At 36.0% G+C, this 16,718-nt stretch carries 7 protein-coding genes; 2 read left to right on the top strand and 5 right to left on the bottom strand.

What is annotated here, in order from left to right; genetic code table 11:
* Positions 1-166: 166 nt before the first annotated feature.
* The 5 genes from menA to menD all read right to left on the bottom strand — a co-directional run bounded on the left by menA (position 167) and on the right by menD (position 5,215).
* Positions 167-1,072, bottom strand: a complete 906-nt coding sequence (menA, locus tag P176_RS0117600) for a 1,4-dihydroxy-2-naphthoate octaprenyltransferase (protein ID WP_026755934.1) — start codon at positions 1,070-1,072, stop codon at positions 167-169.
* A 19-nt stretch (positions 1,073-1,091) separates the two neighbouring features.
* Positions 1,092-1,931, bottom strand: a complete 840-nt coding sequence (locus tag P176_RS0117595; protein WP_026755933.1) for a 1,4-dihydroxy-2-naphthoyl-CoA synthase — start codon at positions 1,929-1,931, stop codon at positions 1,092-1,094.
* Positions 1,932-2,058: 127 nt separating this feature from the next.
* Positions 2,059-2,892, bottom strand: a complete 834-nt coding sequence (locus P176_RS0117585) for a S1 RNA-binding domain-containing protein (RefSeq protein ID WP_026755932.1) — start codon at positions 2,890-2,892, stop codon at positions 2,059-2,061.
* Between the two features lie 143 nt (positions 2,893-3,035).
* Positions 3,036-3,377, bottom strand: a complete 342-nt coding sequence (locus tag P176_RS0117580) for a DUF2853 family protein (protein WP_026755931.1) — start codon at positions 3,375-3,377, stop codon at positions 3,036-3,038.
* A 77-nt stretch (positions 3,378-3,454) separates the two neighbouring features.
* Positions 3,455-5,215: a 2-succinyl-5-enolpyruvyl-6-hydroxy-3-cyclohexene-1-carboxylate synthase gene (gene menD / locus P176_RS0117575; protein WP_026755930.1), complete on the bottom strand. Its 1,761-nt coding sequence runs from the start codon at positions 5,213-5,215 to the stop codon at positions 3,455-3,457.
* 748 nt (positions 5,216-5,963) lie between these two features.
* Between menD and P176_RS0117570 the strand changes: the two genes are divergently transcribed.
* Positions 5,964-10,787 carry a T9SS type B sorting domain-containing protein gene (locus tag P176_RS0117570; RefSeq protein ID WP_026755929.1) on the top strand — a complete coding sequence of 1,608 codons (4,824 nt, stop codon included), beginning with the start codon at positions 5,964-5,966 and terminating at the stop codon, positions 10,785-10,787.
* 245 nt (positions 10,788-11,032) lie between these two features.
* Positions 11,033-16,612: a T9SS type B sorting domain-containing protein gene (locus P176_RS19775; protein ID WP_156033155.1), complete on the top strand. Its 5,580-nt coding sequence runs from the start codon at positions 11,033-11,035 to the stop codon at positions 16,610-16,612.
* Positions 16,613-16,718: the final 106 nt, after the last annotated feature.

Here is a 16,718-nt window from a genome sequence, read left to right as displayed (position 1 = left end):
ACCGATCATCTATTAGTTTGATCATTTAGGGACAACGTGTCAAAAACTAAACTAATAATGAGGCGTAATACATGTTTCATTGGGAAAGCGCTTTTGAGTTAAAGCTAAAGTACAAAAAACATTACCACAACTAAAAAAAAGGAAGACTATGGAACCTAAAGATTATTTACAAAATGTAGCCTAAACCCAATAAAACCGATAGGGCAAAAGTAGTTAATGCCAGTACTTTTAGCTGAGAATCAAAATCGTTTGCAGTAACAGCCTTACTTATGTTTTTAATATGAATGATCAATGGTACAAAGGTGACCAAGAAAATCAGGTTCCAAAATGAAGTAAAATACAATAGCGCAAAAATCACAGCGATAATCATAGCTGATATAATCAAAGTCAAGTGATAAATTTTCGCATTTCTTTTTCCCAATTTAACAGCTAAAGTGCGCTTATTAGAACCCGCATCAGAGTCAATGTCACGCATATTGTTTAAATTCAAAACGCCCACACTTAATAAACCCAAAGTAACAGATGGAAGAATGATCAAATGGTCTAAGTGCTTGGTGTATAGAAAATAGCTTCCAACTCCGCTCAACATTCCGAAAAACAAAAATACAAAAACGTCTCCCCATCCTTTGTAACCGTATGCAGAGCTGCCCACTGTATAATTGATCGCCGCATAAATGGACAAGCCCGATAATACAAAAAAGAGCAACCCGTATAAAAAATATTTATTTCCGAAGGCTGCAAAAATGAGTAACATGGTAAGTACCACAACAATCAAAACATTGATTTTTATACCTTCTAGCATTTGATTCGGCGTAATTGCACCACTTTGTATAGCACGCTGTGGTCCCACTCTGGTATCATTATCGGTACCCTTAACCCCATCTCCATAATCATTGGCCAAATTTGATAACACTTGTAGTGCTGTCGTTAAAAGAAGCGCCAAAAACATGACCATTCCATCAAAGGCGCCATTATAGTGCGCAAAACAAGAGCCGATTATAATCCCGGAAATGGAAAGCGGAAGTGTACGTAATCTAAACGCAGATAACCATGGTTTTAAGTTCTTAAACATGCAAAGGCTTTTGGCTGATTCAAGGAATCCATTTTTTAACAAAATTCGGCTTCCGTTTTTCCAAAAATGCGTCTCTGCCTTCTTTTGCCTCGTCTGTCATGTAAGCTAATCGTGTAGCCTCACCTGCAAATACTTGCTGGCCAACCATACCATCATCGGTAAGATTCATAGCAAACTTCAACATTTTTATAGAAGTAGGTGATTTTGCTAAAATTTCTTGTGCCCATTCATAGGCAGTGTCTTCTAAAGCATCATGCGGAACAACGGCATTTACCATGCCCATATCAAAGGCTTCTTGAGCGTTATAGTTTCTTCCGAGGAAAAATATCTCTCGAGCCCGCTTCTGCCCTACCATTTTTGCTAAGTATGCCGACCCGTAGCCCCCGTCAAAACTTGTGACATCTGCATCGGTTTGTTTAAAGATGGCGTGCTCTTTACTGGCAAGAGTTAAATCACAAATAACATGCAAACTATGGCCTCCACCAACGGCCCAACCAGGAACAACTGCAATTACGGCTTTTGGCATAAAACGAATGAGACGTTGTACCTCTAGAATGTTTAAGCGATGGTAACCATCATCACCAACATAGCCTTGATGACCTCTCGCCTTTTGATCTCCTCCAGAGCAAAAACTCCAAATACCATCTTTAGAAGAAGGTCCTTCTGCAGATAGTAAGACCACACCTATGTTTACATCTTCATTGGCATCATAAAATGCATCGTAAAGTTCTGAAGTGGTCTTTGGCCTAAACGCATTTCTTATATCTGGCCGATTAAATGCAATTCTGGCAACGCCATTGCTCTTTTTATAGGTGATGTCTTCATAGGTTTTAACCGTAACCCATTCTGCTTTATTCATGGCTTTTTATTTAGCTGCAAAAATAATGTTTATATCTATTTTGTTCAAATCTGAAAGCGCAAGGATGTCAGATTTGAACCGTGAAGTCAATTTTCAATAATCGTATTGAAATCTATTTCTAATAGAATTATATTAGACGAATGCCGTCTTCTTCAATACTTATTAACCTTTGCTTATATAGCGTACCGATAGCTTTTTTGAATGTTTTTTTACTCATTTGAAGCTCATTTTTAATTGCTTCAGGTGCAGATTTATCATTAAGAGGTAAAAATCCATCTTTACTATCCTCTAAATGCTGCATAACGAGATCTGCATTCGGTTCAATTTTTCGATAGCCAATTTTACCTAGAACAATATCAATTTTATTATCAGGACGTATTTTTTTGACATGTCCTTTTAAACGATCACCAATACTTAAATCCTTAAAAATATTATCATTAAAGATAAGGCCGTGATGCTGTTTGTTTACAATCACGTTCATCCCAATATCTGATGGGTGAGAGACAATGAGGTCTACTTCATCAAATTCTTGAACGGTAAGTTCTGAATTGTCTAGAAAACGATTGGTCTTACTTGAGGCTACCAATCGATCTGTTTCCTCATCTAGATAACAATGGATCAAGTACCAACCGCCGGCTTTCATTTTAAAGGCCTGCTCCTTAAATGGGCAAAACAATTGCTTGACGAGTCCCCAATCTAAAAAAGCACCGTGATTAGTAACATCACTACAGCGTAGCATGGCAAAATCATCTCTTACCACATAAGGCTCATCTGTTACAGCTACTGGTCTTTCTTCATTATCAAGATATACAAAAACCTTTATTTTATCCCAAATTTTAAACGCTTCGGGAACGTAGCGATTGGGCAATAATACTTCGTTATCTTCAGTATCTGCCAAGTAAAGTCCTTGTTCTGTTTCTCGAATGATTTCGAGTGTATTAAAATCTCCAATTCTTATCATGGCGCAAAGATAGGAAAAACGCCAAAGCCTGAAACATTAGAAATGACAAGACTCCCTATTTTTGATTTTATTTAAATCTAATAGAGAGTCTTTATGTTTGTGATTTCAGTAATGCTAAAAATCAAGGCTATTTTAAAACCATATTAATTGTAAACGGATTCTTTTTTAAAATGAGTCGCTAATAGATAATACACAACAACACGATATTTATTGCGATTGGATTTTCCATATTTTTCCATAACAGCATCAATGGCAACATCTAGGGCATCACTCTCAGAAAGTCCCAATTTTTTGATAAGAAAATTATTTTTAACCGTTGCAAGCTCCTTCTCATCAGAACTGGAAACCGTTGCGGAATCGGCATTATAAATCGACGGACCGCAACCGATGGTTACCTTTGTCAATAAATTCATGTCTGGATTAACATCGCACTTTTCTTTTAAATCTGCAGCATATTTTGCGATCAACTCATCTCTTTTACTCATAATTTTGATTTTGGGTTAATTGAATTTTTCTTAAAAATACAGATTTCTTATAAATTTATAATCAAGAGATTGCTTAACTAAGCGATAAAATCAAAATAATCTAAGAGAATATCATCGTTTTTAGTTCTAGGTGTAAAAACCTCTAAAAGACGCGGACGTTTCGATTTATTATAAAATTTTGACAAGGATTGCTCTAACTGTACTTCATTTGTTGCGGCGAGGTATTCAAATTTAAACATCTCACAGAGTTGCTTAGCCGTAAGTTTATGAGTGGTTTCAAAGAAATATTCAAAATTAGGTGTGTTTTTATCGCCAGGTAAAATTCTAAAAATACCACCACCTTCATTATTGATTAGGATAATTCTAAAATTTTTGGGGATGTAATTGTTCCATAGCGCATTACTATCGTAAAAGAAGCTTAAATCGCCAGTAATCAATGTGGTTTGTTTAGAGCTAGCAACTGCTGCTCCAATTGCTGTAGATGTACAACCATCAATCCCGCTGGTACCTCGATTACAAAAAACCTCTAGCGTAGGATTGAGATTAAACAACTGTGCATAACGCACTGTAGAGCTATTGCCTAATTGCAATTGTGATTTGTTAGGTAGAGATTTTAAAATGAAACTAAATACCTTAAAGTCGCTAAAAGGAATTTGACGTATGTATTCTAAATGTTTTCTATTACGGTGCTTTTTAACAGCCGTCCAAGTGGGCAGATAATTACTTTTTAAGGTGTGCGTTATTTTAGGAAGAAACTCTGACAAAAAGGCATTCGGGGTTGCTTCTATATGCTTAGTAAGACAAAAGTAAGTATCATTAGCCGACTTTGGATCTACGTGCCAATGGTGTTTGGGCTGATGAGATCTGAGAAATTTTTTGATTTTTTTTGAAACAATCATTCCGCCGAAAGTCAATAAAATATCGGGTTGTAATTGTTGAAACTCCTCCTCTTGCAGGGAGGCTATCATTTTATCAATACTCGTAAAAAAATTGGGATGGTGTAAATTGCTAGTGGTTTCGGTAAAAACAACTAAGCTATCATCGTTAGCTAACTCTTCTAGCCAGCGTTGTTCTATTTGATTAGGAGGCAGTACGCCTACCAAGATCATTTTTTTTGAAGCACCATACCACTCATCTATACAATCTTTTACCTCTACATCATCAATTTTTTGTTTTTTGAAATCGAGCTTTTCTATTCTTGGCTTTACAGACATTTTCTCAACGGTCTCATAAAGAGGTTCGTCAAACGGAATGTTGATATGCACGGGGCCTTGCTTTAGTTTTGCCAGTTCAAATGCGGTATTGATTTCTTCTTCGTTGTCATCTTGAATGTTTTGCTGAAGACCAAGAAAACGTTCAAGCTTCCCTTCCAGACTTTTAAAGATGGGGAGATCTTCTTTTTCAGATAATCGGTGCTCATCCTTCAAATCCAACTTTAAGTCTGTTGAATATAAACTATGATTTTCAAACACATTTTTTTGATTGATGGTTTGTCCGTCCCCAATACCTATTAAATGCTTAGGCCGGTCTGCCGAAAGCACTATTAAGGGAATATTGCTATAAAATGCTTCTGAAATGGCGGGATAATAGTTGAGTAAGGCACTGCCAGAAGTACATACCAGAGCCACTGGTTCTCTAAGTTGCTGAGCAATTCCTAAGGCAAAAAATGCGGCACATCTCTCATCTACAATACTGTAGCATGTAAAAAATTCATCGTTGGTAAAGCCTATATTAAGCGGTGCGTTGCGACTTCCAGGGCTAATAACAATATGCTTTACTGCTTTTTGCCGGCACATTTGCACAACCGTTTGGGCCAATGGTATTTTAGGGTATATCATAATGATACAAAGTTATCTCATTTCGGTCTTTCAAAAAAGAATAGAGAGATTAAAACAGCGTTTTATTTAGAAAAAAAACAAGGATCGGGGTTGACCTATACTTTTTATTTCAAAATCAAAATTAGATGGTCTTACGCTAAACAGTAAACTAACGCTCTGTAACATTTGTAGAAAACAATCGTCTTTTAATTGTAGAACATCAAACATCAATCTTAAAACAATAACATTATGAGAACATTAAACAACAATCAACTTTCAGCAACATTAGAGCAAACAAAAACAAGTACATGGAACAGTAAACGTCGTTATAGAACACGTTTGTAATCGTATTCATCAATCAAAATCAACATATCATGAAAGCTCTTAAAAAAATCGTTAAAACGTCAAATACCGTTAATGACGATCTAGAAAATCTTAAATATTAGGTGCTAAATTTTAATTTTAGCATCTTAGAATTGAACTGAAAACCAACGTACTAATAAACGTTGGTTTTTTTTGTGCTTTTCTAAACAAAGCATGAAAATTGTAAGTCAGACTTGACTTGAAGCATCAATCACGAGCTTCATTCTAATAATTATTTTAGTACAAACCATACAATTTTTCGTCTAAACGTTAAATATTCATGTATTTCAACGTATTTATTTGTATTTCGTCTAATTATCGATTACTTTGGTCCCACTATTAGAACAGAAGGTTTTTAAGTCCCAAACTAACGCCCTTCTTATACCATAAACTTAACCGCTTAAAGATGAAACATTTCTACAAAACCCTCATTGCCCTCACGTTCCTTTTTGGTTACACCATCAATGCGCAACAAATCAACATTAACAACGCTTATACCGTAGATCAGCTTGTCGAAAACAATCTGGTTGTAGGCTGTGTTGAAATTTCAAACATCGCGTCACAAGTTAATGGCTCGGTTAACGGATTTAACAGTTTCGCCTATTTTGAAAATGGAAATTCTAACTTTCCTTTTGAAAACGGCATCATGTTGTCTACAGGTAACCCCATGTCTGGCGGAAATTCACAGAACAATAACATTCTCAACGAAGGGAACACCGATTGGCTATCAGATGCCGACCTCGAAGAGGCTCTAGGCATTAGCAATACGTTAAATGCAACGTCAATTGAATTTGACTTCATTTCTATAACCAACCAACTGCAGTTCAATTATATTTTAGCTTCCGAAGAATACTTTGGAAATTTTCCTTGTCAATATTCTGACGGTTTTGCTTTTTTGATTAAAGAAGCTGGAACTTCTGATCCTTATCAAAATATTGCTATTATTCCTGATACGACCACACCGGTCAATACCAAGACCATTCACGATGAAATCGTAGGGTATTGTGATGCTTCAAATGCCAACTATTTTCAAGGGTTTAATGTAGGAGACACCAACTATAACGGACGTACGAAAGTTTTGACAGCAACGGCAGACATTACGCCGTATGTACAATATAGTATCAAACTAGTGATTGCTGATCAAACCGATCAAAATTACGATTCAGCAGTATTTATAGAGGGCAATAGCTTTAACTCTGAAGTTAATTTGGGCTCAGACATACAAACCTGTGCCAGTGAAGTCTCTTTAGAAGGCGACATCGCCAACCCGCAAGCCGTTTATTCTTGGTATATGAATGATGAGCTTATCCCTGGAGCACATACACCACAATTAACTGTAAATCAATCTGGAATTTATAAATTAGAAATTTCAATTCCTTTAGCGGGCTCTAATTGTACCATAGAAGATAGCGTAGAAGTTACCTTAAGTGCTACCCAATCTGCAGATGCCATAACCGATTATCAATTATGTGATGCTAATGCTGATGGCACCGAAACTTTTGATCTTACCGTAAAAACCAATGAGGCCTTAGATGCTGTGCCAGATTCAAGTTATCTAATTTCTTATCACTATAGTGCCACTAGCGCTCAAAATAATTCTGGTGCAATTACGGCACCTATTCAGAACACGTCAAATCCTCAAACTATTTTTGTGAGAATTGAAGACGAAATTAACGGTTGTTTAGCCTATACTGAATTCAATTTAATTGTAAACGAACTTCCTGAGGTAACGCCTCCAACTATTTTAATTGCTTGCGCAGATATTGCAGACGATGGAGCGACCATTATTGATCTTTCAGAAAAAGATGAGGAAATCACCAACGGAAATCCAGATTTAGGCGTTACCTATTATTTAGATCTTGATGATGCTGAAAATGGCCAGAACGCAATACCATTACCCTATGTGAATAGTAATGGCAATGAGCAGGTATATGTTCGAGTAACTGATGTGGTTACAGGTTGCTCTTCAACCACCACTCTTACTATAGATGTACTTAACAAACCTGTAATCAATATTGGTCCGCATATCATCGATGCTTGTGATCAAGATCATAATGGTTTTGCTGAATTTGATTTAACCCAAATTACAGCAGATGTTTTAGACGGCTTGACTGGAGTAACCGTTACATTTCATGAAACGGCTTTAGATGCTAACGAAGGCATTAATCCTATTTTAGATGAAACAGCTTACACTAATCCGCAAGCTGAGGAAGGTGAAGTATATATTCGCGTGGTAGATAATGAAACGGGATGTGCTTCTGTGACCTCAATTGAAATTCACACCAATCTGTTATTAACTGGTACAGATATTAAAGAATTTTCTTTGTGTGATGAAGGGAATGACGGTATTGAAGGTTTTGACCTTGCAAATATCGCCTTAGATATCATTAACAATTTAGAAGATGTTACCATTGACTTTTATACGTCTTTAGAAAATCAAAGTAACGGTGTTGGAGCGCTAAGTCAAAATGTAGAATTTGTTCCAAGTTCTAATCCACAAACGCTTTACATTACTTTAACAAGTCCAATCTGTACTGAAATTGCCGAAATCGAACTGATTATCTATCCCGTTATTGAAGTGGAATCGATTGGCTCTCAAATTGTTTGTGATGAAGATCAAGATGGTTTTACAGCATTGAATTTAAACCAATTTAATAGCGCGATCACTAACGGTGAGCCTGGATTTAATGTAAAATACTTCACTGATGAAGACGATGCCAATAATAATTCGGGAGCTGTTCCTTCTAATTACACCAATACCACAAATCCACAGGTGTTTTATTATAGAGCTAGATTAAACGAAACTGGGTGTGCTTCAGTTCAATCTTTTGAAATTACGGTATTAGAAGCTCCAATTTCCGAAGCTCCAGAAGGTATTATCATTTGTGATCAAGATCAAGATGGGATTGCTGTTGTAAACTTAAATGCTAAAATTTCAGAAGTTATTAGTGATACCACCAATAGAAACGTCACATTTCACACGAGTGTTTCTGATGGTGAAGCTGGAACCAACGCCATTTCAAATCCTTCTTTCTTTAGCGCCATGACGCAAGTGATCACCATACGTGTTGAAAATACCAACACTGGTTGTTACAGTTTAGAGAATTTAGATATTATTGTGAACACCTTACCTGTAATAAACCCAATTAGCGTCTATAAATTTTGTGAGGAAGGCGATGACGGATTTGGAGAATTTATTTTCCAATCCCAAGATGCTGATATCTTAGGAGGGCAAAGTGGTAAACAAGTATTTTATTACGAAAATGCACAAAACGCAGAGAACGATGTTGATGCTATAGACAAAACTCAAGTTTATGAAAACCTGTCTAATCCACAAACCATTTATGTACGTGTAGAAAACATTACCGATGCAACCTGTTACACTACAGCCTCTTTTACTATAAGAGTAGGAACTAATCCCGAATTCAATGAAGCTACAGACATATTTGTTTGTGACGATATTTCAAATGATGGAAGCGTGGTTTTTGATCTGAGCATTCAAATGGGCGAAATCACGAATGGTATTTCAGACATTGAAGACGTGACCTTTCATACTTCAGAACTCGATGCCATCAACAATGTGGATGCCATACCTATGACTTTTGAAAACACTGTGAATCCTCAGCAAATTTATGCTAGAATCAATAACGGATCTATCTGTGAGTCTTATACCTCATTTGTATTGAGTGTTATTGCTGCTCCAGATGTCAACATACCAGAAGGTCTTGATCAATGTGATGTCGATTATGATGGTATTGCTCAATTTGATTTAACACTATCAGAATTTGATATTTTAGATGTAAGACAAGACAATATTGATATTGCTTACTACGAGTCTGAGGCAGATGCTGTTTTAGAGGAAGATGAAATTACAAATACTTCAAACTACACCAATTTATCTAATCCACAGACGGTTTTTGTAAGAGTGGCTAATACCATATCAAATTGTTTTGTTACGGTTCCTCTAGAGTTAAACGTGAACCTTCCTCCTGCTATTAATTTTATCAATAATTTTCAAATTTGTGATAATGCAGATGCCATTACAGATCTTACAGCCATTAATGATGCTTTGTTGATACAAACAGAGAATGTAGTTGTAACTTATTATGCTTCGGAAGAAGACGCTCGAGATCAGTCTAATGCATTAGATAACAACTATAATTATCAAACATCAAATGATGTATTGGTGGCAAGAGTTCAGTTTTCAACAACGGGTTGTTTTATAATCCATGACTTTAATTTGAAAGTGAATCCATTACCGATAGCAAATCAACCTACTGACTTAGAAACTTGTGATGATGATTTTGATGGTTTCCTTGTCTTTGATTTGACCCAGCAAGAGGCCCAAATATTGGGAACTCAAGATCCTAATGATTTTACGGTAACGTATTATAATGATTTGGTATTTGCTCAAGATGATGTGAATAGAGTAAACCCAACTTACGAGGCAATGGACAATGATGTGATCTACGCTAGAGTTGAGAACGATATTACGGGCTGTTATGACATTACCCAGTTCACTATTTTTGTGCATCCTAAAGCCATTGTAGACATTCAAGATCAGGTAATTTGTTTAGATAATCTACCATTGGTGGTGAGTGCAAATACTAACTTTACAGGTGATACCTATTTATGGTCAACCAATGAGACCACTCCAGAAATTGAAATTACAGAAGTGGGCACCTACTCTGTAAAAGTGACTACTGCTTTTGGTTGTGAGACTATTAGAGTATTTTCAGTGTCAGAGTCTGAGGCTGCAAATATTGAATTTACAGAAGTTATTGATTTCTCAGATCCAAACAATGTTACCGTTACGGTGAGTGGTATTGGTAATTATTTATATCAAATAGATGATGATGAGCCACAAGAATCTAACTTCTTCGAAAGTGTCCCACTAGGATATCACACATTAACCGTGATTGATCTTAACGGTTGTTCTGAAATTACCAAAGAGATCTTGGTGATTGATGCTCCCAAGTTTATGACCCCTAATGGTGATCAATATTTCGATACTTGGCATATTACGGGAGTTGAGACCCTGCCTGGTACTATCGTTTACATCTACGATCGCTATGGCAAATTATTAAAGCAATTGTCTTCTTCTTCTGAAGGTTGGGATGGTACCTATAATGGTCAAGATATGCCATCATCAGATTATTGGTGGGTTGCTCAGGTGAAAAAAGGAACTATAGAATTTGAGGCTCAAGGTCACTTCACCATTAGACGCTAATGGTGGCTAAAATTCTGAATTTTAACAGACTATTGTATGAGTTTTGCTTGAGAAACGTGATCATAACCCTTTTTTATTTATTTTTGCAAGATTATCAAAGGTTGATGAAACTTAAAAATACATAATCCCATTTCGCCATCGTTCTATCAAATATTAGATATAAAGATTTATTGCTACTGTCAATTTTAGTGACGCTTAGCTCAGTGATTTACGCACAGAAGATAAGTACGTCAACCAATTTGCCTTTGAGTAATTTGGTGAACAATACACTAGGGCAAGGCTGTGTAGATGTATCAAATGTGTCCTCTGTAATTAATGGTAGCGTCAATAACATAAACAGTTATGGCTTATTTCAAAGAGGAAGTTCTGAATTTCCGTTTGATGAAGGCATCGTTTTATCTACAGGAAACGTGATTTCTGCAGGAAATACAGAAATCCCGTTACCCTTAGACGAAGGTGAAGATAATTGGTTGACAGATCCAGATCTAGAAAATATTTTCGGTGTTTCTGAAACTTTAAATGCAACATCCATTCAGTTTGACTTTGCCTCGATTAGTAATGAAGTTACCTTTAATTACATCTTAGCTTCAGAAGAATATTTTGGAGTCAATCCTTGTAACTATTCTGATACCTTCGCTATCTTAATCAAAGAGGCTGGAACAACCGATCCTTTTGTTAATATTGCTACAGTTCCAGGAACTTCTTTACCCGTAAACACCACTAATATTCACGATGAGATTTTCGGCTATTGTGATGCCTCTTATCCCGAGTATTTTGAGGGTTATGGTCTTGGTGATACTAATTTTAATGGGCGTACCACGGTGCTTTCTGCTGTTGCTTCAATTCAGCCAAACGTTAATTACACCATTAAATTTATAATTGCAGATAATGAAGATCGTTTTTATGATTCCGCAGTTTTTATACAAAGTGACACAACAGAAGCTTCTGTAGATTTAGGTGAAGATATTTCGACTTGTGCAGATTCGGCAGTATTAAATGCAGACATAGGTAATGCAGTTGCAGCCTACTCTTGGTTCATTAATGACAATCTTATTGCTGGTGAAAATGCTCCAACATTAAATGTAGATACTTCGGGAACCTACAGAGTTGAAATCAGCATACAATTTGATGGCAGTACTTGTGTGATTTCGGATTTTATAGAGGTTGTATTGTCTAGTGCCCAAACGGCAGAGCCCATCCCTAATTATGAACTCTGTGATGACCAAACTGAAGACTTCAGTACGACATTTGACTTTTCAGAAAAAGATACCGATGTGCTTGCTATCGTGCCTCCAGGTTCTAATTATAATATCTCCTACCATACTACTCTAAACGGTGCTGAAAATAATACTGGAGCGCTCCCTACTCTCTATGACAACACCTCAAATCCTCAAAACGTTTTTGTAAGAATTGAGGATATTGACAATGGCTGTGTGTCTTTTTCAAATTTTGATCTCATTGTGAAGCCTTTGCCTGCCATAGGTACTGTTTCAGATATTACGCTTTGTGATACTGGCGCGTCAGATGGTAGCACCTCCATCAATCTGCAAAACACAACTCTAGAAGTGACCAATGGTAATGATGCACTCTTAGTAAGCTATCACAGAACCTTGAATCAAGCGATCAATGCAACAAATCAAGTGAATCAACCATATACCAATACGCTTCCAAACGAAACATTATATATTAATGTTCGTGACCCAGAAACAGGATGTTCTAATATAACATCTTTTGATATTACGGTTTTAGAAATACCAAATATTGATGTGAATACAACACATTATATCAATGCATGTGACACTAGCGGTAATGGATTTGCGGTTTTTGCATTAAACACCATAGTTAATGACGTATTGCAGGGTGTAACAGGTGTTGATGTCAGTTTTCATCAAACTATGGCTGCTGCTCAAACTGGTGCTAATCCCATTACAAGTATTTCTACTTATCAAAATACTGTAGCCAATTTTCAAACCGTTTATATTAGGGTGGTTGATCCAAATGCTGGCTGTCCGGCAATTGCTCCAATTGAACTTCATACCAACTTAGCCGAAACGGGTTTAGATTTGAGTGATAACTTTGTTTGCGATGACGCCTCTGGAGACGGAATTGCTGAATTTGATCTGGTCGAAGTTGAAGAGCAAGTTTTGAATGGTTTTGATGATTTTACTTTAACTTATTATGACAATGAAACAGATCAAACCAATGGCTCAAACCCTTTGGATATATCGGTTCCGTTTGAAGTGAGTTCTAGCCCAAAAGAGATTTTTATTACGGCGCAAATTGGGTCTTGCACCACTTTTGTTTCAACATATTTGGTAATTAATCCTACAATAGAAATTCAACCTTTGGGCACCGTCGATTACTGTGATGATGACACCGATGGCTTTACAACGATATTTCTCAATTCTTTTAATAGTTATGTGAGTCAAGGTATTTCTAATCCTTTCGTAGTATATTATAGAAACGAAGATGACGCCTTAAATGACGAGAATCGCTTAAACAATAATTTTACAAATACCATTAACCCGCAACAGTTTTATGTAAGAGTTACAAATACTCAAACCTCATGCTTTGATGTTGCTCCTATTACAATTAACGTTTACCCTGCTACTATTACTAGCGTTCCTACAGATATTATTATATGTGACAGTGATCAAGATGGGTTTGCTTTTATTAACCTTAACGCTAAAATTTCAGAAATAGTAAGTTCCACCACTAACCTCGAGATCAGTTTTCATGAAACCAACGACCAAGCGGTTAATGACGAACTTGCGATACCCCTTCCTAGTTCATATAATTCTAACACCCAAATTATTTATGTGCGGGTAGAAAATCAAACTACAGGATGTTTTTCTATAGTAGAGCTTCCGGTATATATCAATACGGTTCCTGTTTTTGAGGATATTTCAGATTTTGAAAATTGTGAAGAAGATGGCACCGTCGTCTCTGAGTTCTTCTTTTATCTTAAAGATGAAGATATTTTAAACGGTCAAGACAATAAGGATGTTCTGTATTTCGAATCAGAGCAAGATGCCATAGATCGTGTCAATATCATCGATAAGTTTAGTGGCTATACCAATATTTCCGTTCCGCAAACAATTTACGTTCGTGTTGAAAGCTTAAATGATCCGTCTTGTTTTGGAATTTCAGAATTTGATTTGGCTATTGGCTTTTTACCAGACTTCAACCAACCTACAGATATATTTTTATGTGATGATATTAGTAATGATGGGGAGGTAACTATTGATCTTAACGATAAATACCAAGAAATTATAGCGGGTATTTCTGAAAATTTGAATATTTCTTTTTACACAAAATACAGTGATGCTTTAACAAGTATTAATGAGGTTTCAGGCAGTTATACCAATACCAATAATCCGCAACAAGTGTTTGCTAAGATTGATGATGGAACCAACTGTTTTTCTATAGTAGATTTTGTAATCAATGTGATTCCTGCTCCAGATGTAAGTCCTTTCTCAGACCTTGTAATCTGTGATGACAATTATGATGAGACAGCTGTTTTCAATATTACAGATGCCGAAGTTGAAATTACAGATGTAAGAATTGAAGATATTGAAGTTACATATCATTATTCTTTTACCGGTGCTGAAAATGATTCAGACATCATAGCCAACACAACTAATTTTACGAACACATCCAACCCACAAACTGTGTTTATAAAAGTCAATGACATCCTATCTAACTGCAATGTGATTTTGCCTATAAACCTCGTAGTGGATACCCCTCCTGCTCTAACCAATTTACAAGTTTACAATGGTTGCGATATTGAAGAAGGATTTATTGATTTGAGCGATATTAATAGTTCTCTAACAGACACTACCAACAACACTAACTTTTCGTATTATTTTTCAGAGGCCGATGCACAGAGCGAAACAGGTGCTCTTGATACCATATATTATTATACCAGTTTAAATCTCATGCTATATGCGAGATTAGAAAATCAGACGACAGGATGTTACATCATCAAGGAATTTGAGCTCATTTTGAATCCGTTACCTGATGTTGTCATGCCAGATAGTCTAAGAGCCTGTGATGACCCTTCAAATGATGACATTACCCTGTTTGACTTGTCAAATCAGAGTAATATTATTTTAGGCACTCAAAATCCAAATAATTTCACAGTCACCTATTATGAGACTGAAATTAATGCTGAAAATGGAACCAACGTCTTAGACCCGAATTATAACGGCCAACACCTTCAAACCATCTACGCTATAATAGAAAATAACACGACTGGATGTTTCAATACAACGCAGTTTGATTTATTGATCAATGATCATCCGGAGACGCCTAGTGTCATCATGATTTGCGATACAGACTATGACGGGTTAACTACTCTAGATATTACTCAGGTAGAATCTCAACTGTATCCAGTTTCCAATCCAAATGATATCATTACTTATTTTGAAAGTTTAGAGGACTTAAATGCAGATACCAATCAAATTCAAACTCCAACTAATTATTCAAATAACGTTAATCCGCAGCCCATCTTTGTCAAAGTTTTTAATATTGAATACAATTGTTTTACCTATGTCAATTTCTTTGTAGATGTCAATCTTCCACCAGCCATCAACTTATTGGACACTTATGACATATGCGAAAACTTGGAGCAAAACACATTGCTATCTGGTTTCAATCCAATCCTTCTTCAGCAAAACACGAATGTTTTAATTAATTATTTTGCTTCGGAAGCTGATGCTATGAGTCAAGTAGATGCTCTAGATGATGTGTATTTCTATCAATCTAATTTTGACCAATTATATGTTAGAGTAGAATTTTCAACAACCAATTGTTTTTATATCCATCCTTTTAATTTAAAGGTAAACCCATTACCTATTGCCAACGAACCACCCAAGATGGAAATTTGCGATGATAATTTTGATGGCCTTTACAATTTCGACTTCACACAGCAAGATACTTTTGTACTAAACGGACAAAACCCAAGTGATTATTTTATTAGCTACTACGGCTCTTTAGAGAGTGCTGATGAAGGTACAAATGCTTTACCTGAAACTTACGAGGCATCTTCCTTCGAGATTGTATATGTGCGAATTGAAAACATTGAGACCAATTGCTTTAGTGTAACACAGTTTATGACGGTTGTTAGACCTAAACCATATGTAGATATCCCAGAACAAGTTATTTGCCTTAATGATCTACCATTATTAGTAAGCGCAGAAACCAATAATCCAGACCATACTTACTTATGGTCCACAAACCAAACAACTGCAGAAATTGAAATCGATCAAACAGGAACTTACAGTGTAACAGTAACATCTTCTTTTGGATGCACTACTACTAGCGTTTTTGAAGTTTCAGAATCTGAGTCCGCTTCTATCGATTTTACTGAAACAATTGATTTTTCAGATCCTAATAACGTTACCGTTACAATTAGTGGTATTGGTAATTACTTGTATCAAATCAATAATTTAGCTCCTCAAACGTCTAATGTTTTAGAGAATGTGCCATTGGGAAATAATACCATTACTGTTATAGATCAAAATGGCTGTGCCTCGGTTAGTAAAGACATAGTGATTATAGATACTCCAAAATTCATGACGCCTAATGGCGACAGTCGTTTTGATACATGGCATATTACTGGAGTTGAAAGATTACCAGGAACAATAGTATATATTTTTGATAGATACGGAAAATTATTAAAAACCCTATCCTCTTCTTCAGCGGGATGGAACGGAACTTACAATGGTAAATTAATGCCCGCAGCAGATTATTGGTATGTTGCTGTTGTTAAAGACGGAAGTGACGAATTTGAAGTTCGAGGACATTTTGCTTTGAGATATTAAGAAATGCATAATATTTGTTATTACAATTGACTCTATCGTAAAAAATATTGATTTTATCAAAAAAATTCTTTTGAATGGCAATTTTTAGTTAATTTCAGCCTTCATA

Origin of the sequence: Sediminibacter sp. Hel_I_10 (genome assembly GCF_000688335.1) — a bacterium.
Taxonomy (GTDB): Bacteria; Bacteroidota; Bacteroidia; order Flavobacteriales; family Flavobacteriaceae; genus Psychroserpens.
This window is presented reverse-complemented; position numbering and strand designations above follow the sequence as displayed.

Excerpts from the sequence above, each read along its gene's own strand:
- menA (WP_026755934.1), bottom strand. The coding sequence starts at position 1,072 with ATGTTTAAGAACTTAAAACCATGGTTATCTGCGTTTAGATTACGTACA.
- P176_RS0117595 (WP_026755933.1), bottom strand. The coding sequence starts at position 1,931 with ATGAATAAAGCAGAATGGGTTACGGTTAAAACCTATGAAGACATCACC.
- P176_RS0117585 (WP_026755932.1), bottom strand. The coding sequence starts at position 2,892 with ATGATAAGAATTGGAGATTTTAATACACTCGAAATCATTCGAGAAACA.
- P176_RS0117580 (WP_026755931.1), bottom strand. The coding sequence starts at position 3,377 with ATGAGTAAAAGAGATGAGTTGATCGCAAAATATGCTGCAGATTTAAAA.
- menD (WP_026755930.1), bottom strand. The coding sequence starts at position 5,215 with ATGATATACCCTAAAATACCATTGGCCCAAACGGTTGTGCAAATGTGC.
- P176_RS0117570 (WP_026755929.1), top strand. The coding sequence starts at position 5,964 with ATGAAACATTTCTACAAAACCCTCATTGCCCTCACGTTCCTTTTTGGT.